We start from the raw sequence: 20,759 nt of genomic DNA, 5'->3' as shown, positions 1-20,759 counted from the left end.
GGATAAAAATGGTAGAAAGACGTGTTCAGCCACTTGCCCGCGACGCAATGGCCTATGTTCTCGCTGGCGGCCGGGGAAGCCGCTTGAAAGAGCTCACCGATCGCCGCGCCAAGCCGGCGGTCTATTTCGGCGGCAAGACCCGTATCATCGACTTTGCGCTGTCGAACGCGCTGAACTCGGGCATCCGCCGCATCGGCGTCGCCACCCAGTACAAGGCGCACTCGCTGATCCGCCATATGCAGCGCGGCTGGAACTTCTTCCGCCCCGAGCGGAACGAAAGCTTCGACATTTTGCCGGCCTCCCAGCGCGTCTCGGAGACGCAGTGGTATGAAGGCACCGCCGATGCGGTCTACCAGAACATCGACATCATCGAGGACTATGGCGTCGAATACATGGTCATCCTCGCCGGCGACCATGTCTACAAGATGGACTACGAATACATGCTGCAGCAGCATGTCGATTCCGGCGCCGACGTCACGATCGGCTGCCTGGAAGTCCCGCGCATGGAAGCCGTCGGCTTCGGCGTCATGCACGTCGACACGACCGACCGGATCATCGACTTCGTCGAGAAGCCCGCCGATCCGCCGGGCATTCCCGACAAGCCGGAATTCGCGCTTGCCTCGATGGGCATCTACGTGTTCCACACGAAATTCCTGATCGACGCACTGCGCCGCGACGCCGCTGACCCGAACTCCAGCAAGGATTTCGGCAAGGACATCATCCCTTACATCGTCAAGAACGGTAAGGCCGTCGCCCATCGTTTCGCCAACTCTTGCGTCCGGTCGGATTTCGAGCACGAGCCCTACTGGCGCGATGTTGGAACGATCGACGCCTATTGGCAGGCCAACATCGACCTGACCGCGATCGTTCCGGAACTGGATATCTACGACAAGTCCTGGCCGATCTGGACCTATGCAGAAATCTCGCCCCCGGCGAAGTTCGTCCATGACGACGAAGACCGCCGCGGCTCTGCCACATCCTCCGTCGTCGCGGGCGACTGCATCATTTCCGGCGCAACGCTGAACAAGAGCCTCCTCTTCACCGGCGTTCGCGCCAATTCCTACTCCAAGCTCGAAGGTGCCGTCGTTCTCCCGAGCGTCAAGATCGGAAGGCACGCCCAACTCAGAAACGTCGTGATCGACCACGGAGTCGTCATTCCTGAAGGCCTCATCGTCGGCGAGGATCCGGTTCTAGATGCCAAGCGTTTCCGCCGCAGCGAGGGCGGCATTTGCCTCATTACCCAACCGATGATCGACAAGCTGGGCCTGTAAGCCATGAAAGTTCTTTCGGTTTCGTCCGAAGTCTTCCCGCTCGTCAAGACAGGGGGCCTCGCCGATGTGGCGGGTGCCCTGCCGATCGCCCTTGAGCGTTTCGGCATCGAAACCAAGACCCTCATGCCGGGCTATCCGGCCGTCATGAGGGCTATCCGCAATCCTGTAGTCCGACTCCAATTCGACGATCTGCTCGGCGAACCGGCAACCGTGCTCGAAGTCAAGCACGACGGGCTCGATATCCTCGTGCTCGACGCCCCCGCCTATTACGACCGGTCGGGCGGCCCCTATCTCGACGCCACCGGCAAGGATTACCCCGACAATTGGCGCCGTTTCGCGGCTCTGTCCCTGGCCGGCGCCGAGATTGCCGCGGGGTTGATGCTGGACTGGCGGCCGGACCTCGTGCATACGCATGACTGGCAGTCGGCAATGACCTCGGTCTACATGCGCTACAATCCGACGCCGGAATTGCCGAGCGTCCTGACCATCCACAACATTGCTTTCCAGGGGCAGTTCGGCGCCGATATCTTTCCGGGTCTTCGTCTGCCGCCGCACGCCTTCGCAACGGAAAGCATCGAATATTACGGCAATATCGGCTTCCTGAAGGGCGGCCTGCAGACTGCACACGCCATCACCACTGTCAGCCCCTCTTATGCCGGCGAGATCCTGACCACCGAGTTCGGCATGGGCCTCCAGGGTGTCATCGCAAGCCGAATCGATTCACTGCACGGCATCGTCAACGGCATTGATACCGAAGTCTGGAACCCCTCGACCGACCCGGTTGTCCACACGCATTACAACAGCAGCATGCTGAAGAGCCGCGTCGAAAACCGCAGCTCGATCGCTGAGTTCTTCGGACTTCACCACGACAACGCGCCGATCTTCTGCATCATCAGCCGCCTGACCTGGCAGAAGGGCATGGATGTCATCGCCGCCACCGCCGACCAGATCGTCGACATGGGCGGCAAGCTGGCCATTCTGGGTTCCGGAGACGCGGCGCTCGAAGGGGCACTGCTTGCCGCCGCCGCCCGTCACCCCGGGCGGATCGGCGTTTCCATCGGCTACAACGAGCCGATGTCCCATCTCATGCAGGCCGGTTGCGACGCCATCATCATCCCGTCCAGATTCGAGCCCTGCGGCCTGACGCAGCTTTACGGATTGCGCTATGGATGCGTGCCGATCGTTGCCCGCACCGGCGGGTTGAACGACACCGTTATTGACGCCAACCATGCCGCGCTTGCGGCGAAAGCGGCAACCGGGATACAATTCTCGCCTGTAACTCCATCCGGTCTGTTGCAGGCGGTCCGCCGCGCGCTACATCTCTACGCCGATCAAAAAGTCTGGACCCAATTGCAAAAGCAGGGCATGAAATCGGATGTTTCGTGGGAGAAGAGCGCCGAGCGCTATGCCGCCCTCTATTCAAGCCTCGCCCCTAAAGGCAAGTGAGAGAAAATGATAAAATCCGTACCCACTACGCCCTACCAGGATCAGAAGCCCGGTACCTCCGGCCTGCGAAAGAAGGTTCCGGTATTCCAGCAGCCGAACTATGCCGAGAACTTCATCCAGTCGATCTTCGATTCGCTGGAAGGCTTTCATGGCAAGTGCCTCGTCATCGGCGGCGACGGACGCTACTACAACCGGGAAGTCATTCAGAAGGCGATCAAGATGGCCGCCGCCAATGGCTTCGGCAAGGTGATCGTCGGCAAGGGCGGCATCCTGTCGACCCCGGCAGCCTCCCACATCATTCGCAAATACAAAGCCTTCGGCGGCATCATCCTTTCGGCCAGCCACAATCCCGGCGGTCCAACCGAAGATTTCGGCATCAAGTACAATATCAACAATGGCGGCCCCGCGCCGGAGAAGATCACCGACGCGATCTATGCGCGCACGAAGGTGATCGACACCTACAAGATCGCCGATTTCGCGGACGTCAACCTCGACCGCATCGGCAAGGACGAACTGCCGGGCGGCATGATCCTCTCGGTGCTCGATTCGGTGGAAGACTACACGGCTCTGATGGAAGAGCTGTTCGACTTCCCCGCGATCCGCAACCTCATCAGCCTCGGATTCCGCATCGCTTTTGACGCAATGAGCGCCGTCACCGGCCCATATGCCAAGGAAATCTTCGAAAACCGTCTCGGCGCGCCGTCCGGTTCGGTCCGCAATTTCATGCCGCTGCCCGACTTCGGCGGCCACCATCCGGACCCGAACCCGGTTCACTGCAAGGAACTCTACGACGAGATGATGAGTGATGATGCGCCCGACTTCGGCGCGGCATCCGACGGCGACGGCGACCGCAACCTCATCATCGGCCGCGGCATCTTCGTCACACCCTCCGATAGCCTCGCGATCCTTGCCGCCAACGCCCACCTCGCGCCCGGCTATTCCGGTGGTCTCGCCGGCATCGCCCGCTCCATGCCGACCTCAGGTGCGGCCGATCGCGTCGCCGAGCGCCGCGGTATCGGCATGTACGAGACGCCGACCGGCTGGAAGTTCTTCGGCAACCTGCTCGACGCCGGCATGGCGACGATCTGCGGCGAGGAAAGCGCCGGCACCGGCTCCAACCACGTGCGCGAGAAGGACGGCCTCTGGGCGGTTCTGCTGTGGCTGAACATCCTTGCCGTTCGCGGCGAAAGCGTTCAGGACATCGTCACCCAGCACTGGCAGACCTACGGCCGCAACTACTATTCGCGCCACGACTATGAAGGCGTCGATACTGACGCGGCGAACGGCCTGATCGCAAACCTGCGCAGCCAGCTTGCGTCGCTGCCGGGCCAGAGCTTCGGCCCGCTGAAGGTCGAGAAGGCCGACGACTTTGCCTATCACGACCCAGTCGACAAGTCGGTCAGCGAGCATCAGGGCATTCGCGTCCTGTTCGAAGGCGGTTCGCGCGTGGTCTTCCGTCTCTCCGGTACCGGCACATCCGGCGCCACGCTGCGTGTCTATCTCGAGCGGTACGAGGCGGATTCGACCCGCCACAACATCGAGACGCAGGAAGCGCTCGCCGATCTTATTGCTGCCGCCGAGACCATCGCGGGCATTCGCAGCCGCACGGGCCGCGACGCTCCTTCCGTGATCACCTGACCGAACGGCATGGCGGCGGGTAGACCCGGGCAAGGCGGAGCAACCATCCTCGAGACCGGCGTTGATTTCGCCGTCTGGTCGCGCAAGTCAGGACAGATCGAGCTGTGTCTGTTCGGCGACGACGACAAGGAACTGGCCCGCCTGCCGATGAAACGAGGCGATGACGATGTTCATCGCCTTTTCGTCGACGGCTTGAAGGAAGGTGCGCGCTACGGCTACCGCGCCGGCGGCGTCTATGCGCCCGACGACGGCCTCTGGTTCGACCCGTCGAAGCTGCTGGTCGATCCCTACGCCAAGGAACTCGATCGCCCCTTCCACTACGATCCCCTGCTCGGCACCTCCGGCGCCGAGACGCAGCACCTCGTGCCGAAGGCGATCGTCACCCGCGATGTCCCCGTGAAGCCGGGAAAGCCGCTCTTCAAGCCGGGTGGCTTCATCTACGAGGTTGCCGTCCGACCGTTCACCATGCTGCATCCGGATGTTCCCCAAGCGCAGCGCGGCACCGTCGCGGCTTTGGCGCATCCTTCAGTGATCGCGCATCTGAAGCGCATCGGCGTGGATGCGGTCGAGTTGATGCCGATCACCGCCTGGATCGACGAGCGCCACCTGCCGCCGCTCGGCCTCAGAAACGGCTGGGGCTATAACCCCGTCGCCTTCATGGCGCTCGACCCGCGGCTCGTGCCCGGCGGCATGGCGGAGCTCCGCGACACCGTGGCGAAGCTCCACGCCGAAGGCATTGGTGTCGTCCTCGACCTCGTCTTCAACCACACCGGCGAAAGCGACCGCTTTGGCACGACGCTGTCGCTGCGCGGCCTCGACAACCTCTCCTTCTATCGGCATCTGACCGACCGGCCAGGCGAATTGGTCAACGATACCGGAACGGGCAACACCGTCGCCTGTGATAACCCCTATGTCAGGCAACTGATCATCGACAGCCTCCGCCACTTCGTGCTCGGCGCGGGCGTTGACGGTTTCCGCTTCGACCTTGCCCCCGTTCTTGGCCGAACCGCTGGTGGCTTCGAGGCCAACAGCGAAACGTTGATGGCAATGCTCGCCGATGACGTCTTGTCGGACCGCGTAATGATCGCCGAGCCTTGGGACATCGGTCCTGGCGGCTACCAGCTCGGTAACTTCCCAGCCCCCTTCCTCGAGTGGAACGACCGCGTTCGTGATGACGTCAGGTGCTATTGGCGCGGCGACGATCACAAGACCGGACCGCTCGCAACTGCGCTGGCCGGCTCCTCGGACATATTTTCCCGCAACGGTGCGACCGGGACGCGCAGCGTCAACTTTCTTGCCGCCCATGACGGCTTCACGCTCCGCGATCTCGTCTCCTATAGCGGCAAGCACAACGAGGCGAACGGCGAGCAGAACCGCGACGGCCACAACGAGAACCACTCCTGGAACAATGGTGCCGAGGGCGAAACGCACTACCCCGATATCATTCGCAGACGCCGCGATGACCTGAAGGCGCTGCTCTCCACGCTCTTTGCTACGCGCGGCAGCATCATGCTGACGGCAGGCGACGAAGCAGGCCGCACCCAGCGCGGCAACAACAATGCCTACTGCCAGGACAATGAGATCACCTGGATGGACTGGGCGGCGCTCGACGATGAGCTCATCGCCCATACCGCTTTGATCTCAAGCCTGCGCAAGCGCTTCTCCGTGTTCTCGGAAACGGGTTTCTTCGATGGCCATGGCGACGTCGAATGGATATCGCCTTCGGGCCAGCCGATGAGCGTGCAGGAGTGGGAGACCCCGAACTTTTCCACGCTTGGAATGGTGCTGTCGACGCGCGATGGGCAGGGCGGAAAGCCCGCACGGCTGGCCGTGCTTTTCAATCGCTCGGGCGGCGAGGAAATTTTTGCATTGCCCGGGCCGTCCTCATGGCGGCTGCTCGCCCCCAATGGTCAGGAAAAATCCGCGACATCGGCCATCGTGCCGCGCCGCTCGGTCGCTTTCTATCTCGGATAGTTAACCGGCCAGGCCCCTGCCTGCAATTCCTTGTCGCAATTGTCACAATCCCATTGTAAGGCTTGCGCAGCCGCTTTCTCATGAGGAATCAATGGTCAAGGAAATTTCGCTCGCGGATGTGCGCGGGCTCATCGGCACTGAAACCGGCCTCTCGGACTGGATTGTCGTCGATCAGGCAATGATCGATGCCTTTGCGCATGCAACCGACGATCATCAGTTCATCCACGTCGACCCAGAGCGCGCCGCCACGAGCCCATTCGGCGGCACCATCGCCCACGGATTCCTCACCCTCTCGCTGCTTTCAGCGATGAACTACAACAGCCTGCCCAAAGTCCGTGAGCAGACGATGGGCATCAACTACGGCTTCGAGAACGTCCGCTTCCTCTCGCCTGTCAAATCGGGGGCACGCATCCGCGGCCACTTTATCCTTGCCGAAGCCCGCTTTCGCGGCGCCGGCATGTTGATGACGACCTACGACGTCTCGATCGAGATCGAGAACGAGAAGAAGCCGGCGCTCACCGCGCGGTGGATCACCATCATCCAATTCGACCCAAAAGACCGGCCCGAAGAAGCCTAGTGCGCTTCGAAATCGATGACGTGCCGGATCACCTCCCCGGCATGCAGCCGGTCGAAGGCTTCGTTGATCCCCTCCAGCGGACCTGTTGAAGACAACAAGCGATCCACCGGCAGCTTTCCACGCCTGAAGAGCCCGACAAAGCGCGGAATATCCCGGCTTGGCACGCAGCTGCCGAGATAGCTCCCGAGCACGCGCCGCTCCTCGGCGACCAGGCTGACTGCGGGGATTGCGAACTGACTGGATGGACTAGCCAACCCTGCGGTAACCGTCGTTCCGCCGCGCCGCGTGATGCGGTACGCGAGATCAAAGGCCTTGACGGCTCCGGCCATCTCGAGCGCGTGGTCGACGCCGCCCTTTGTCGCCTCGCGGATTTGCTCCACAACGTCAGGGTCACTGGCGCGAAAGACGTCTGTCGCCCCAAGCGAACGCGCGATCTCGAGCTTGTCAGGAGCAAGGTCTACCGCGACAACGCGTTCGGCCCCGGCCGCCACGGCGCCAAGCACCGCGGCCAAGCCGACACCACCCAAACCGACAACAGCGACTGTCTGCCCCGGCTGCACATGACAGGTATTCACCACGGCGCCAACGCCCGTCAGCACGGCGCAGCCAAACAACGCGGCGTGAGCGAACGGGATATCGCGGTCAATGCGAATCGCCGAATGGCGCGAGACCACGGCATGGGTGGCAAAGCCCGAGACGCCGAGATGATGATGGATCGGCACCTCATCGCAGCTCAGTCGCCACTCGCCCGACAGCAGCGTGCCCTTTCCGTTGGCATCGGCGCCGGGAATGCACAGCGCCGGGCGTCCCTCGGCGCAGGGCAGACAATGGCCGCAGCTCGGCATGAAACTCATCACCACATGATCGCCGGGCGTCAGGTCATGGACATCGGGCCCGACCGCTTCCACGGTGCCGGCCGCCTCATGTCCAATCGCCATCGGCACCGGACGCGGCCTGTCGCCGTTGATGACGGAGAGATCGGAATGGCAGAGCCCGGCCGCGCCAATTCGAACAAGGATCTCGTCCCGCCCCGGCGGCGCGAGCTCGAGTTCTTCGATCGTGAGCGGCCGGCTCACCGCAAATGGCGGCGCGACCGGCGATCGGCGCAAAACCGCGGCACGTATTTTCATGAACTCCTCCCGCGAACGGTTCCGGCAGACTAACCGCTCGCAAAAGCCAACCGCAACAGGACTTTAGGCTGCGGCGATTGCGCTATGGTGCACCGTTGATTTCAACGATGTTGCGATCAGGATCGAGCAGGTAGGCCTGCGGAAAACCGGCCGGCCCGGTACGCCTCACACGCAGCCGCCGGGGATCTCCCTCGGGCGCATCCTCGCGAAAACCCTTTGCGATCAGTCCCCGGATACATCCCTCGAAGTCATCGGTATGGAAGGCGAAATGTCCGTCGGCGGTATCGATGGTCGCCACCCGCCGGAACGTCCCAACCGGATTGACGATGATGTGGACCTGCAGCGCTCCGCAGGCAAACCAGGCTCCGTCGGTACTGAAAGGAGGCCTCTCGATCCGCTCGAGACCGAAGATATCGCGATAGAAGGCAACCGATCGGTCGAGATCCGTCGTGACGATGGAAACGTGATGCAGCATCATTGAGGACACCCCGCAACGTTGCGGCTACGCTCCGACAAAGCCGCACGCGATGGCGAATGATGGCATGAATGACACCGGTCTTGCAACTTGAAGCCGAATGGGGACGGCACAAGAGCACCGTCCCCCAATCGGGAATTCCAGTTCCGTGGCGCTTAATGCGCGGCGTCTTCGGCACCCTCGGCCAGCAGGCCGAATACGAAATCGGCGAACGAACGCCAGCACTCGACACGGAACGTATCGTCCTCGGTGCGGAAGAGCACGATCTCGGCCTTGCCGAAAATCGTGCGCGAGCAGGCGCCGACCGGGAAGGCATCAAGCGACAGATCCTGCGGGCAACCCGCGGAGATCGTCGCCTCGGCCCCGGGACCGGAGACGATGATCGCGACGTTGCGGTGCGAGACATCAGTTGCCGAATGCAGCACGTCCGCCTTCGTGAGCGCGCCCATCAGGTCTGCACCGGACTCATCGATAACGAGCCATTCATCCGGCCCGAGCCAGAGGGCGGCACGGCCACCCTTGCGGCCGGAGGTCTTCGGCGAAGACGGAACCGTGACCCCAAGAGCGGAGGACAGAGCCTTGAGGGATCCGGCGGGCGCACGGAGCGCGATGCGGGTGGCGGCCGGCGCTGCCGTCAGCCGTACCGTCGCCGAGCCGCCATGACGACCTGAGAGCACCGACTTGCGAACTGCCGTATCAGCCATTGATGCGGCCTCCTTCCTTGTCAAAGAACACCATGTCAGTCACCTCGACGGCGATCGTCTTGTCGGGCATAGGCACATAAAGTGTCTCGCCCATCCGCTTGCGGCCATCGGCGACCAGCGCGAAGGCGATCGACCTGCCGAGATTTTCCGACCAGTAGGACGAGGTCACATGGCCAAGCATCGTCATCGGCTTCGGCTCGTTCGGATTGGCGACGATCTGCGCGCCTTCTTCCAGCACCAGCTTCGGATCCTTGGTGACGAGGCCGACCAACTGCTTGCGGCCTGCCTTCACCAGATCCGGGCGCTTCAGCCCACGAATGCCGACGAAGTCAGTCTTCTTCTTCGAGACCGCCCAGGAAAGACCAGCATCGTCAGGCGTGACGGTGCCATCCGTGTCCTGGCCGACGATGATGTAACCCTTCTCGGCGCGAAGAACGTGCATCGTCTCGGTGCCGTAGACGCAGGCGCCGAGCGGCTCTGCATTGGCCCACACGGCTTCCAGAACGGACTGGCCATAGTCGGCCGGCACGTTGATTTCGAAGCCGGTTTCACCGGTGAACGACACGCGGAACAGCCGCGCCGGCACGCCCATGACCGTGCACTCGGCAACGCTCATATGCGGGAAGGCCTCGTTGGAGATATCGATGCCTTCGACCAGCGGGGCGATGATCTCGCGCGCCTTCGGACCCTGTACAGCGATGACGGCCCACTGTTCCGTCACCGAGGTCAGCCACACCTTCAGATGCGGGAACTCTGTCTGCAGATAGTCTTCCATGTGGTGGAGAACGCGCGGCGCGCCGCCCGTCGTCGTCGTCACGTGGAAGCGATCGTCGGCCAGACGCCCGACAACGCCGTCGTCATAAACGAACCCGTCCTCGCGCGTCATGATGCCGTAGCGGCACTTGCCTGGCTTCAGCGTGTCCCAGGCGTTGGTGTACATGAGGTTCATGAAATCGGCGGCATCGGGGCCGACGATCTCGATCTTGCCGAGCGTCGAGGCATCGAACACACCGGCGACATCGCGCGCCGTCTTGCATTCGCGGGCGACCGCCTGGTGCATCGTCTCGCCGGCGCGCGGATAGAACCACGCACGCTTCCAGTTGCCGACATCCTCGAACACCGCGCCATGGGCCTCTTCCCACTGGTGCAGCGGCGTCTTGCGCGCCGGATCGAACAGATCGCCGCGCGAATGCGCGATCAGCGTGCCGTAGGTGACAGGCGTGTACGGCGCGCGGAAGGTGGTGAGACCGACCTGCGGGATTTCCTTGCCCAGCATCTCGGCGGCGATCGCCAGGCCGTGCATGTTGGAGAGCTTGCCCTGGTCGGAGGCCATGCCGTTCGTCGTGAAGCGCTTGATATGCTCGATCGAGTGCATCCCCTCGCGCACGGCAAGGCGAATGTCCTTGGCGCAGACGTCGTGCTGGAAATCGATGAACGCCTTGGCGCTGGTCTCGGGACCTGCGCCTTCAGCAGCGCCAATCATGCCGCCCGTCCACTGATGGGCTTGCTCAGCCGTGATGCTGATCTTGCCGCCGGAGGGCTTCCCAACTGCCTGCGCCATCAGCTCGCCGGCCGCCAGCGATTCCTCGATCGTCTGCTGCAGATCGTCCGTGCCGTTGCAGGCGCCGACAGAAAGGCAATCCTGCGCGTACGTGCCGGGCAGGAAGCGCTGCGTCTCGGGCTCGAACGCCACCTTGCCGCGCGACTGCGAGAACAGGTGCACCGAAGGCGTCCAACCGGCCGAGACCAGCAGCGCGTCGACCGCGATCTTGCGCGGCGAGCCGCCGCCATTGCGGGCAACGGTCATCGACGAGATGCGGAGCTTGCCTGACGTATTGACCACGGACTGACCGGTGAGAACATCGATGCCGAGCGAACGGGCTTCCGCCAGAACGGCCGCACCCGGCGTCTGCCTGCAATCGACGATCGCGGCGATCTCGACGCCTGATCGTTTCAGGTCGAAGGCGGCCTCATAGGCCGAGTCGTGCGCCGTATAAACGCCGACCTTCTGGCCGACGGCGACGCCATACTGGTTGAGATACATGCGCGCAGCCGATGCCAGCATGATGCCCGGACGATCGTTGTTCGGGAACACCATGTGGCGCTCGATCGCGCCGTTGGCGAGGATGACGCGCTTGGCGCGCAGCTGCCACAGACGCTCGCGCGGCAGGCGGCGGCCAGGGTTCGCGACATGGTCGGTCACGCGCTCGGCGAGACCGACGAAATTGTGGTTGTAGTAACCGAAAGCAGTGGTGCGGGTCAGAACCTGCACATTGTCCATTGCCTTCAGCGTGGCGACCGTCTTCTGCGCCCACTCATAACCGGAAAGGCCGTCGATCTTGACGCCGCTGTCGTAGCGCAGCGCGCCGCCGACATCCGCCTGCTCGTCGCAGAGGATCACCTTGGCACCGGATTGCGCCGCCGCCAGTGCCGCCGAAAGACCGGCGATCCCGGCACCGACGACGAGCACGTCGCAATGCGCATAACGGCCGGCATAGTGATCGGGATCGGCTTCCTTCGGCGCAACGCCGAGGCCCGCCGCACGACGGATCATCGGCTCGTAGAGGTGCTTCCAGGCCGCCTTCGGCCACATGAATGTCTTGTAGTAGAAGCCCGCCGCGAAAAACGGGGACATCAGATTGTTGATGCCACCGATATCGAAGGAGAGCGATGGGAAACGGTTCTGCGATTCGACGATCATACCGTCGAAGACTTCCTGCACGGTGGCACGCACGTTCGGCTGTTTGCGGGCGCTGTCGCGCGCAACGTCGATCAGCGCATTCGGCTCCTCGGCGCCGGCCGAAAGGATGCCCCGCGGACGGTGATACTTGAACGAGCGGCCGACCAGATGGATGTTGTTGGCGATCAGCGCCGAGGCGACGGTATCGCCTTCGAGCGCCGTGTAGCTCTTGCCATCGAAGGTGAAGCGCGCGGTTCTGGCCGGCGTCAGGCGACCCTTGCCTGCAATACGGTTCGTGCCGCTCATTGTGCCTCTCCTTCGAGCTGTTCGTAGGTCTCGACGGGAGCATGCGGAACGGCTGCTTCGCCGATCGTGGGCTTCGGCTCGCCTGCCTTGTAGGTCTTGATGAACTTGTCGCTGATGGTATCGCGCGCCGCATTGAAGAAACGGCCGCATCCGTGCTGGTGGCGCCAGCGCTCGAAGATCAGCCCCTTCGGGTTGTCGCGCAGGAAGAAATATTCCTCGAACGCCTCGTCGGAGATGTCGGCGATATTGGTGGGACGGGCGATATGGGCATCGCCGGCACCGCGGAATTCGAGCTCGGAACGCTCTTCCTGACAGTATGGGCAGTAGATAAGAAGCATGATGTCCTCGTGTCAGTGCGCGACGGCGGCGGCGGCGGCTTCGTCGATCAGACGGCCGGTGCGGAAGCGGTCCAGCGTCAGGCCGGCATTGAACTTGTGTTCCTCATCGCGGGCGATGAGGTGCGCGAAGAGATTGGCCGAGCCCGGCGTCGCCTTGAAGCCGCCGGTGCCCCAGCCGCAGTTGACGTAGAGACCCGGAACCGGCGTCTTCGACTGAATCGCCGAACGGTCCGGCGTGTTGTCGACGATGCCGCCCCACTGGCGCATCATCTTGACGCGGCGGAACATCGGGAAGAGCTCGCAGATGGCATCGAGCGTGTGCGTGATGATCTGCAGGCCGCCGGTCTGGCTGTAGGAATTGTACTGGTCGGTGCCGGCGCCGATGACGAGCTCACCCTTGTCGGACTGCGAGATATAGGCGTGCACGGTGTTGGACATGACCACGCAGGGGAAGATCGGCTTCAGCGGTTCGGACACCAGCGCCTGCAGCGGGCTCGATTGCAGCGGCACGCGCACATCGGCCATCTTCATGACCGTGGTCGTGTGACCTGCGGCCGAAACGCCGACCTTCTTGGCGCCGATGAAGCCACGTGATGTCTCGACACCGGTAACGCGACCATCAGGGCCGCGTCGGATGCCGGTGACTTCGCAGTTCTGGATGATGTGGACGCCGCGATCGGACGCCGCACGCGCGTAGCCCCAGGCCACAGCATCGTGACGCGCCGTGCCGCCGCGACGTTGGAGGGCGGCACCGTTGATCGGGTAGCGGGCGCTGGCTGAGATATCGAGCGGCGGACAATAAGCCTTCGCCTGCTCCGGCGTCAGCCATTCATTGTCGATGCCGTAGAGGCGGTTGGCATGAATGTGGCGCTTGAAAGACTGCTGGTCGTGCACATTGTGCGATAGCATCATCACGCCGCGCGGCGAGTACATAACATTGTAGTTGAGATCCTGCGAGAGGTTCTCCCAGAGCTTCATCGAATGCTCGTAGATGTGCATGCTCTCTTCATAGAGATAGTTCGAGCGGATGATGGTCGTATTGCGACCCGTGTTCCCGCCGCCGAGCCAGCCCTTTTCGAGCACCGCAACATTTGTGATGCCATGCTCCTTGGCGAGATAATAGGCCGCACCCAGACCATGCCCGCCGCCACCGATGATGATGACGTCGTATTCGGCGCGCGGTTCCGGTGAAGTCCACTGCTTCTCCCAGCCCTTGTGACCCCTCAGGGCCTCCCTCGCCACGGCAAAAACCGAGTATCTGCGCATCCGCCTTCATCTCCTTCAGGGGAAAGGTCCCTTCTCGTCGGCCATACAAATCGCAAATCCAAAAGCGGCACAACGTTTCTTTTGCGACGCGGACCGGCTTTTGTTTTGACACGACGGGAGAATGCAGCAGGAGACGTCGGGTCGTTCTCACCCCGACTTGAAAAACGTTGAGTCACTTTCCGACCCGCGCAAACCGACCCGTGCAAACAGTGGTCAACCCTCAATGCATTTTAGAACACTTGAATTTACAATTCCTGAGCGCATATTTTCAGTCAGCGCGAGACCGCCCTCGCGCACCAGAAAATCACGTCTTTCGCATGAGTCGAACCGGTGCAGCCTCGGGAATAATCTACAACACGCGCCACCACCCCAGGTTTGCATCAATTGGAACGGACCGCCTCAACAAGGAGGATTGTTGCGCCGGTCGTTGGGAGGGTTGCAATGACATTGCGTGCTATCAATTTCGCTGCCGGTCTATTTTTAACCGGAGCGTGCATTGCCGGGCCTGGTATGGCCGCCGACCCCATAACCGAGGCGGAAGCCGCGGCCATCGGGGTTGATGCCTACGTCTATCTTTATCCGCTAGTCACCATGGATGTGACCCGTGCGCAGGCGACAAATATCGAAGCGGGCAAGAAGATGGGCCGTGGACCGGCCAATGCGTTCACCAATGTACCGGAATTCCCAACTGCTGAATTTCGAGATGTCGTCCGACCGAACTTTGACACGCTCTATTCCGTTGCGTGGCTCGACATGACCAAGGAACCAGTCATCGTGTCGGCGCCTGATACCGACGGTCGCTACTTCCTGCTGCCGATGCTCGACATGTGGAGTGACGTATTCGCCTCGCCCGGATGGCGGACGACCGGAACCGCGAAGGCGGATTTCGCGATTGTGCCGCCTGGATGGAGCGGCAAGGACCTGCCGGCCGGCGTACAGCGCATTGACGCACCGACGCCCTTCGTCTGGGTCATTGGGCGCACGAAAACGGATGGGCCGGCCGACTATGACACGGTCCACAAGATCCAGGCAGGCTACAAGGTCACGCCGCTGTCGCAATGGGGGAAGGCGGCAGAACCGGTGAAGGTCACGATCGATCCCAAGATCGATATGACGACGCCTCCCAAGAAGACTGTCGACGGCATGACCGCGGCGGATTTCTTCGCCTATGCGTCCGAGGTCATGAAACATAATCCGCCTCACATCACCGACCAACCGATCATCGCGCTAATGAAACGGATCGGCATAGAGCCGGGAAAAAGCTTCGATAAGACCAAGATCGATCCAACCGTCGCCAAGGCATTGGAAGCGGTTCCCGCCAAAGCCCAGAAGCTGATGGACTGGAAAGTTCCGACGCTTGCCCGCGTCGCCAACAATTGGTCGATGAACACCGACACCATGGGCGTCTACGGCAATTACTACTTGAAGCGGGCGATCGTCGCGCAGCTCGGGCTGGGCGCAAACCTGCCAGAGGACGCGATCTATCCGCTCAACCTCGGCGACGAGAAGGGAAACCCGCTAAACGGAGCGAACAGCTACAAAATCCACTTCGACAAGGCGAACCTGCCACCGGTCAAAGCGTTCTGGTCCGTCACGCTCTACGATCCCGAGGGATTTCAAGTCGCCAACAGCCTGAACCGATTTGCCGTCAGCAGCTGGATGCCCTTCGCCTACAATGCGGACGGTTCTCTTGATCTCTACTTCCAGAACAAGAGCCCGGGCGAGGACAAGGAAGCGAACTGGCTACCGGCACCTGCCGGGCCGTTCAACCTGACAATGCGCCTCTACGGACCGGAGAGCGAAGCCTTGACAGGAAAGTGGAACCCGCCGGTCGTCGAACTGGTGCCCGCGCTCCAACAGGTGACAGCACAGTAGCGATTTCGCGCGTGCCTCGAGCGATCCACATGGGTATCCCCATTGGGTTGAGAGGGCCCTCGCGCGCTGGCGCGAGGCTGCTGGGAGGATCAAACCGACTTGGGCGCAGTCCGCCGCTTCTTGGCAGGGGCGGCGGCTGTTGGTGCTTCGGCTTCTTGCTGCAAGCGTAGCGCCCTGAGCTTCTCGGTCTTCTTTTCGCGAGCCGCGGCTTCTGCCGTGATGATTGCTTTCGCTGTCGTATCAGTGGCAGCCGCCTTGTCGCGCGGGGAGAGCTTGGCCGGATTGAAGAGTTCGTCTTTTGAAGTCATCTGGTCTCTCTATCTAGACGGAGCTCGCCTCATGGCAGCTCAGCGAGCCGGACGGACTGCCTTCTTCGGAGCCGGAAGGAGACCTTCGCGCTGCAGCTTCTTGCGCGCCAGCTTGCGCTGACGGCGAACCGCTTCCGCCTTTTCGCGAACACGCTTCTCGGACGGCTTTTCATAAGCGCTACGCGCCTTGAACTCGCGGAACAGACCTTCGCGCTGCATCTTCTTCTTCAGGACGCGGAGTGCCTGGTCGACATTGTTATCTCGAACGAGAACCTGCAAATTCTTTCCTTTCGTGCGGCAAATCTGTTTGCCGGTTGGTCAGAGTGGAAGCTACTTCCGTACCCTGATGCTTGAAGTTTTCAACCAGGATCCGCCCTGGATATCCGCGTCGGCGTCAACTCTCGGCGTAGGGGATACCGACTGGTTCATGTCGATATCGCTCTCAAGAATCCGCCGATCGAAGTTTTCCGTCTCGAACCGGACCCGATACTGCGGGCGACTCCCGTCTGACGGTAGAACTACCGCGATCTTGCAGGTCCTGCGCGCCTCTTCGGTGCGAACGAGACCGTCTTTCAGAACGATAGTGTCGCCGACAGCGTATCTTGGCATTCGTGCCATTTGGTTCCACCGAACTGTCTTGAGCGTCAAAAACATAAAAGGCCGGGTTTGACCCCGACCTCCGCCATCAGGCTCTCAGCTGCCAGTACATCCGTGGTCAGCCGGGCCGAATGAGAATTAGGCTGCGCGCAGGTTGTCGGCAGAATTCTTGCCAGACTTCTTGTCGCGAACGAGATCATAGGTGATCTTCTGTCCATCGGACAGGCTTCCCAAGCCAGCGCGCTCAACAGCGGAAATGTGGACGAAAACGTCCGTGCTGCCGTCATCCGGCTGAATGAAGCCGAAGCCCTTGGTGCTGTTGAACCACTTAACGGTACCTGAATTCATAACGATCTCCTTTCATAGTCGTTACTGCCATGCGTTCATTCACAAGGCTAAGATCGATTTTGAGAGGAAATCTGACGGAGCTTGACGCTCTTTCACAAAGGTCACAACCAATAGTCGATTAGCTACATATAGCGCAAACTACGAAATAAACAAGGCAAGGAAGCGTGCTATCGGGGTTTTGGGCAGTTCGCGCAACGCGGATCGACAGCACTCCGAAACACCCAGCTACGCTGAATGGCCCCATTGCGCTCCCATAAAAGCGCCTTCCCTGGGATAAGAAACCGTTTTTTGCGGCAAGAACCGCCGGAACATATGGACTTCGCCCCACCGTTCTGCTATCCGCATCCTCAATCGCAAGGCTGCTGCCGCGCGAACTGTATATTTTTTGCCTCTGGCGCCGTGCTGACGCCGGCATCAACCAAACCAAAGGAACGTGATTCTCGTGCAGGTACTTGTCCGCGATAACAATGTCGATCAGGCTCTCCGCGCTCTCAAGAAGAAGATGCAGCGCGAAGGTATTTTCCGCGAAATGAAGATGCGCGACTACTACGAAAAGCCGTCGCAGAAGCGCGCTCGCGAAAAGGCCGAAGCCGTTCGCCGTGTTCGCAAGCTGGCTCGCAAGCGGGCACAGCGCGAAGGTCTCGTCGCACGCTAAGCGTAGCTGTCGTTATTTCGACGTTTTCAGATGCATGTTGGCGGGGGCGAACTATTCGCCACCGCCTTTTTATTGCTGCTGAAGCTTGCCCGTCCTTGAAGCGGACCGGCTGCACTGGGGGAAAACGAGCCCGCATGGCTGACATCACCAAGACCCGCTCTCTGCGTTCGCCGAAAATCGCCGTTCTACCGGTTTTCGCAATCGTCACCGCGCTAGGCCTTGCCGGCTGCACGACAGGCAGCACCTCGGATGCCGTCATCCGCATCGACAAGGCGCAGGGTTCGCAGGAAAACATCGCCTCGCTGACCTCAGTCATCAATGCCAATCCTCAGGATCCGGAAGGCTACAACGTCCGGGGCTCGGCCTACGGTCGCGGCGGCGACTTCCGCGCGGCGCTGAACGACTTCAACAAGGCCCTGCAGATCAACCCACGCTTCTATCAGGCCTACGCCAACCGCGCGCTGGTCTACCGCAACATGGGTCAGCAGCAGCAGGCGATCCAGGACTACAACAGCGCCCTGCAGATCAACCCGAACTACGACGTGGCGCTGATCGGCCGTGGCAATGTCTACCGCTCCGCCGGCCAGGACGATGCCGCCTACAACGACTTCAACAAGGCGATCCAGAACGGCACGACCGACGGCCGCGCCTATCACAATCGCGGTCTGATCTATCAGAAGCGCAATCAGCAGGATAAGGCGATCGACGACTTCTCGAAGGCGATCTCGCTCTCGCCGAATGCGCCTGAACCCTATAACGGCCGCGGCATTTCCTACATCGCGCTGAACGACGACGACAACGCATTTGCCGACTTCAATCACGCGATTGAGCTCAACGGCAACGTCGCCGAATCCTGGGCCAACCAGGCGCTGGTCTACGAGCGTCGTGGCGAAAAGGACAAGGCCGCCCGCTCCTACCGCCATGCAATCGGGCTCGACCCGAAGTACCAGCCGGCGAAGGACGGTCTTGCCCGCGTCGGCGCGGCCACCGGCTAAGGCACTACAGGCGACCTGCCAAACGGGCCGACGGTAACATCATCGCCGCTCAGCGGCACCTGGTGCCGGCAGCACGCGGCTCGGCGTGGATCTTTCGCCGCCCCGGCCCTTTCCTCCCCCCTCATCGCGATCGGGCCCGAACGGCCTTGCGGTGCCTGGCGCGCTCCCGAGTGAGCTTGGCGCCGTTTGTCAACCACTCGCCTCTTACGAGATTTTTATGAGCGATGCGGCCTCCGTTTTTCGTTCCCTTCCGCCTCGGAAGCTTCGATTGACGCCACGGTTGAACAAAAATTTGCGAATTGCCGGACGACATGTTTTAGTGTGTTGCAAGCACCATTACCTGTCCCTAACATTGCCGTGGGTTTCGATAGCAGGCTATCAGGAGAGCCGGGGGCGCGTTGAAGGCAATTGCGGTGGTCCAGATTTTTGCTTTCATGCCTGTAAACGGTTGGCGAACCGGTGATTTCGGCTGCATAAGTCAGCGGGGTACCGGCTCATGAAAGGCCGTTTCCGCTTCTTTCCGAAGGCATCGATCGGGACCTACCTGATCGCGATGGCACTTGCGACGGCCTTGCCGATTTTCGCACTGGTGGCACTTCTGCTCGCGCAGCTGGAAGACAACCAGCGCTCAACTCTGAGGCGTGAAACGGCCCAGGATGCGACCGCTCTCGCCCGCTCCATCGATCGCCAGCTTCAGGACATGGCCACAACTTTAAGGTTGCTATCGAACTCGCCGGAACTGGAGAATAACGACTTCGCCTCCTTCCACGCTCGCACCGAGACGTCCCTGCGTACAGACAATCTCTACGTCATCGCAGTTGATGAAACAGGGCAACAGCTCTTGAACACCCGTCGGGACTATGGCGAACCGCTGGGCAAGGCCGGCAATCTCCCGTCCGTCGAGGCCGCGATCAAATCCGGCCGAATCGAAGCGTCCGATGTGTTCATGGGACGAACTAGCGGCGAGTTCGTCTACAACGTCACCATGCCGATGCAGGCCGGCAAGGTCAGGGCGCTGATCATAACACAGAACGCCGGGGACCTTGCGAAGCTGGTCACCACCGAAGGCCTGCCGAACGATTGGTCTGCGGCGGTCATTGATCAGAGTGGGCATGTGGTGGCTTCCGCCGGCGCCACGAATATTGGCTTCGGCCAACCTTTCAATCCAGACATCCTGCCTTCCCTGGTCAATTTCAGCGGCGTCTACGAGAACAAGCAGGTATTGCCGAACGCGATGCTCGGCTATGCGCAGATTCCGGGTTGGTCCTGGAAGACCGTGATATGGGGCCCCGTCGCCACGGCGCAGTCTTCTATCCTGACGACATGGCGCTTTCTGATCATCGGCGGCCTGGCGCTGATGCTTGTCGCGATCCTGGCCGCCTATATCGTTGCGCGTCAGGTGCGCACGACGATCCGCTCAATCGCCGACATGGCCATTCGGATGGGCGAAGGCCACATCGTGGCCCCCATCGAGACCAGCGTCATCGAAGCGAACCAAGTTGCGGTCGCGCTCTCCAACGCTTCTTTCGACCGGAGTCAGACGGAAGACCGCCTGCACTTCGTGATGAACGAACTCGTGCACCGCACCAAGAACCTGCTGACCCTGGTGCAGGCGATGATGCGCCAAGTCGCCAAGCGCGCGGACAGCGTGGAGGCATACCAGGCAGCGGTTGTCGATCGCCTCGAAGGCCTGTCCCGGTCGATCGACCTGCTCACCAGCGAGCAATGGGCCGGCGCATCGCTGCGCCGCGTGATCGACATCCACTTCAAGGGCTTTCCGCAGGCTGCCGAGCAGACCGAGATATCTGGCAAGGATTTTGTCCTCAAACCCGACGTGGTGCAAAATCTCGGTCTCGTCCTGCATGAACTTGCCACGAACTCGGTAAAGTACGGTGCCCTTTCCGTGCCGCATGGCCGCGTTCGGCTGAGCTGGCGGGATGCCCAGAACGAAGAGCGCAACGAACCTCTTGTTGTCTTCACGTGGGAGGAGCGTGACGGTCCGGTAGCGCGCGCTCCCGAGAATTCCGGCTTTGGGACGACCATCATCAAGAATCACGCCGCCGCCGCTTTTGGTGGGACCGTGGAAATCGACTTCCCGCCAGAAGGCTTTTACTGGGCGTTGACGGCTCCTCGTCGCAACCTCGAGCGTGCATAACGCACGGAACAATTAACACTG

At 61.5% G+C, this 20,759-nt stretch carries 18 protein-coding genes; 9 read left to right on the top strand and 9 right to left on the bottom strand.

The features are described 5' to 3' along the window. Positions 1-8: 8 nt before the first annotated feature. The 5 genes from glgC (at position 9) to IB244_RS12760 (ending at position 6,906) form a co-directional block, all read left to right on the top strand. Complete coding sequence (gene glgC / locus IB244_RS12780) at positions 9-1,271, top strand: glucose-1-phosphate adenylyltransferase (protein ID WP_113470638.1); 1,263 nt, start codon at positions 9-11, stop codon at positions 1,269-1,271. A gap of 3 nt (positions 1,272-1,274) precedes the next feature. Beyond that, complete coding sequence (gene glgA, locus IB244_RS12775) at positions 1,275-2,717, top strand: glycogen synthase GlgA (protein WP_113470637.1); 1,443 nt, start codon at positions 1,275-1,277, stop codon at positions 2,715-2,717. 6 nt (positions 2,718-2,723) lie between these two features. Next, entirely contained in the window at positions 2,724-4,355 is a 1,632-nt protein-coding gene (locus IB244_RS12770) for an alpha-D-glucose phosphate-specific phosphoglucomutase (protein WP_018856598.1), read from the top strand. A gap of 9 nt (positions 4,356-4,364) precedes the next feature. Continuing rightward, the gene (glgX, locus tag IB244_RS12765; protein WP_113470636.1) at positions 4,365-6,329 is read left to right on the top strand and encodes a glycogen debranching protein GlgX; all 1,965 of its coding nucleotides are present in this window, start codon (positions 4,365-4,367) and stop codon (positions 6,327-6,329) included. A gap of 91 nt (positions 6,330-6,420) precedes the next feature. Beyond that, entirely contained in the window at positions 6,421-6,906 is a 486-nt protein-coding gene (locus tag IB244_RS12760; protein WP_062374398.1) for a MaoC family dehydratase, read from the top strand. Here IB244_RS12760 and IB244_RS12755 read toward each other — a convergent pair. The 6 genes from IB244_RS12755 to IB244_RS12730 all read right to left on the bottom strand — a co-directional run bounded on the left by IB244_RS12755 (position 6,903) and on the right by IB244_RS12730 (position 13,805). After that, the gene (locus tag IB244_RS12755; protein WP_113470635.1) at positions 6,903-8,036 is read right to left on the bottom strand and encodes a zinc-dependent alcohol dehydrogenase family protein; all 1,134 of its coding nucleotides are present in this window, start codon (positions 8,034-8,036) and stop codon (positions 6,903-6,905) included. The two genes, IB244_RS12760 and IB244_RS12755, sit on opposite strands and share 4 nt — an antisense overlap. A gap of 82 nt (positions 8,037-8,118) precedes the next feature. Beyond that, positions 8,119-8,514, bottom strand: a complete 396-nt coding sequence (locus IB244_RS12750; protein WP_018856594.1) for a VOC family protein — start codon at positions 8,512-8,514, stop codon at positions 8,119-8,121. Between the two features lie 152 nt (positions 8,515-8,666). Beyond that, positions 8,667-9,215, bottom strand: coding sequence for a sarcosine oxidase subunit gamma (locus IB244_RS12745; RefSeq protein ID WP_018856593.1), 549 nt, complete (start codon positions 9,213-9,215; stop codon positions 8,667-8,669). Further along, positions 9,208-12,201 (bottom strand): sarcosine oxidase subunit alpha, encoded by a 2,994-nt coding sequence (locus tag IB244_RS12740; protein ID WP_192304410.1) that lies wholly within the window; start codon positions 12,199-12,201, stop codon positions 9,208-9,210. Before IB244_RS12740 ends, IB244_RS12745 begins: the two co-directional genes overlap by 8 nt. Next, positions 12,198-12,539, bottom strand: coding sequence for a sarcosine oxidase subunit delta (locus IB244_RS12735; RefSeq protein ID WP_018856591.1), 342 nt, complete (start codon positions 12,537-12,539; stop codon positions 12,198-12,200). The genes IB244_RS12740 and IB244_RS12735 overlap by 4 nt, the downstream gene beginning before the upstream one ends. Positions 12,540-12,551: 12 nt before the next feature. Then, positions 12,552-13,805: a sarcosine oxidase subunit beta family protein gene (locus IB244_RS12730; protein ID WP_018856590.1), complete on the bottom strand. Its 1,254-nt coding sequence runs from the start codon at positions 13,803-13,805 to the stop codon at positions 12,552-12,554. 441 nt (positions 13,806-14,246) lie between these two features. On the opposite strand from IB244_RS12730, the gene IB244_RS12725 reads away from it, so the two are divergent. Continuing rightward, on the top strand, positions 14,247-15,680 hold the full coding sequence (locus tag IB244_RS12725; RefSeq protein ID WP_409564060.1) for a DUF1254 domain-containing protein: 1,434 nt from the start codon (positions 14,247-14,249) through the stop codon (positions 15,678-15,680). An 89-nt stretch (positions 15,681-15,769) separates the two neighbouring features. Here IB244_RS12725 and IB244_RS12720 read toward each other — a convergent pair whose 3' ends face one another. The 3 genes from IB244_RS12720 to IB244_RS12710 form a co-directional block, all read right to left on the bottom strand. Continuing rightward, entirely contained in the window at positions 15,770-15,988 is a 219-nt protein-coding gene (locus tag IB244_RS12720) for a hypothetical protein (RefSeq protein ID WP_018856588.1), read from the bottom strand. 39 nt (positions 15,989-16,027) lie between these two features. After that, a complete protein-coding gene (rpsU, locus tag IB244_RS12715) occupies positions 16,028-16,267 on the bottom strand; it encodes a 30S ribosomal protein S21 (protein WP_007527643.1) in 240 nt (79 codons plus the stop codon). A gap of 456 nt (positions 16,268-16,723) precedes the next feature. Beyond that, positions 16,724-16,933 (bottom strand): cold-shock protein, encoded by a 210-nt coding sequence (locus IB244_RS12710; RefSeq protein ID WP_018856586.1) that lies wholly within the window; start codon positions 16,931-16,933, stop codon positions 16,724-16,726. 442 nt (positions 16,934-17,375) lie between these two features. On the opposite strand from IB244_RS12710, the gene rpsU (IB244_RS12705) reads away from it, so the two are divergent. The 3 genes from rpsU (IB244_RS12705) to IB244_RS12695 all read left to right on the top strand — a co-directional run bounded on the left by rpsU (IB244_RS12705) (position 17,376) and on the right by IB244_RS12695 (position 20,738). Beyond that, complete coding sequence (rpsU, locus tag IB244_RS12705) at positions 17,376-17,588, top strand: 30S ribosomal protein S21 (RefSeq protein WP_003585885.1); 213 nt, start codon at positions 17,376-17,378, stop codon at positions 17,586-17,588. Between the two features lie 134 nt (positions 17,589-17,722). Then, the gene (locus IB244_RS12700; protein WP_018856585.1) at positions 17,723-18,583 is read left to right on the top strand and encodes a tetratricopeptide repeat protein; all 861 of its coding nucleotides are present in this window, start codon (positions 17,723-17,725) and stop codon (positions 18,581-18,583) included. A 496-nt stretch (positions 18,584-19,079) separates the two neighbouring features. After that, a complete protein-coding gene (locus IB244_RS12695; protein ID WP_018856584.1) occupies positions 19,080-20,738 on the top strand; it encodes a sensor histidine kinase in 1,659 nt (552 codons plus the stop codon). Positions 20,739-20,759 lie beyond the last annotated feature (21 nt).

This window comes from Rhizobium sp. RHZ02 (genome assembly GCF_014851575.1).
GTDB classification, from domain to species: domain Bacteria; phylum Pseudomonadota; class Alphaproteobacteria; order Rhizobiales; family Rhizobiaceae; genus Rhizobium; species Rhizobium altiplani.
Note: the sequence above shows the minus strand (reverse complement) of the source record. Positions and strands in the feature narration are given on the sequence as shown.

Excerpts from the sequence above, each read along its gene's own strand:
- IB244_RS12770 (WP_018856598.1), top strand. The coding sequence starts at position 2,724 with ATGATAAAATCCGTACCCACTACGCCCTACCAGGATCAGAAGCCCGGT.
- IB244_RS12725 (WP_409564060.1), top strand. The coding sequence starts at position 14,247 with ATGACATTGCGTGCTATCAATTTCGCTGCCGGTCTATTTTTAACCGGA.
- IB244_RS12710 (WP_018856586.1), bottom strand. The coding sequence starts at position 16,933 with ATGAATTCAGGTACCGTTAAGTGGTTCAACAGCACCAAGGGCTTCGGC.
- IB244_RS12740 (WP_192304410.1), bottom strand. The coding sequence starts at position 12,201 with ATGAGCGGCACGAACCGTATTGCAGGCAAGGGTCGCCTGACGCCGGCC.
- IB244_RS12735 (WP_018856591.1), bottom strand. The coding sequence starts at position 12,539 with ATGCTTCTTATCTACTGCCCATACTGTCAGGAAGAGCGTTCCGAGCTC.
- IB244_RS12730 (WP_018856590.1), bottom strand. The coding sequence starts at position 13,805 with ATGCGCAGATACTCGGTTTTTGCCGTGGCGAGGGAGGCCCTGAGGGGT.
- IB244_RS12700 (WP_018856585.1), top strand. The coding sequence starts at position 17,723 with ATGGCTGACATCACCAAGACCCGCTCTCTGCGTTCGCCGAAAATCGCC.
- IB244_RS12760 (WP_062374398.1), top strand. The coding sequence starts at position 6,421 with ATGGTCAAGGAAATTTCGCTCGCGGATGTGCGCGGGCTCATCGGCACT.
- IB244_RS12695 (WP_018856584.1), top strand. The coding sequence starts at position 19,080 with ATGAAAGGCCGTTTCCGCTTCTTTCCGAAGGCATCGATCGGGACCTAC.
- IB244_RS12745 (WP_018856593.1), bottom strand. The coding sequence starts at position 9,215 with ATGGCTGATACGGCAGTTCGCAAGTCGGTGCTCTCAGGTCGTCATGGC.
- glgX (WP_113470636.1), top strand. The coding sequence starts at position 4,365 with ATGGCGGCGGGTAGACCCGGGCAAGGCGGAGCAACCATCCTCGAGACC.
- IB244_RS12750 (WP_018856594.1), bottom strand. The coding sequence starts at position 8,514 with ATGATGCTGCATCACGTTTCCATCGTCACGACGGATCTCGACCGATCG.
- IB244_RS12720 (WP_018856588.1), bottom strand. The coding sequence starts at position 15,988 with ATGACTTCAAAAGACGAACTCTTCAATCCGGCCAAGCTCTCCCCGCGC.
- glgC (WP_113470638.1), top strand. The coding sequence starts at position 9 with ATGGTAGAAAGACGTGTTCAGCCACTTGCCCGCGACGCAATGGCCTAT.
- IB244_RS12755 (WP_113470635.1), bottom strand. The coding sequence starts at position 8,036 with ATGAAAATACGTGCCGCGGTTTTGCGCCGATCGCCGGTCGCGCCGCCA.
- glgA (WP_113470637.1), top strand. The coding sequence starts at position 1,275 with ATGAAAGTTCTTTCGGTTTCGTCCGAAGTCTTCCCGCTCGTCAAGACA.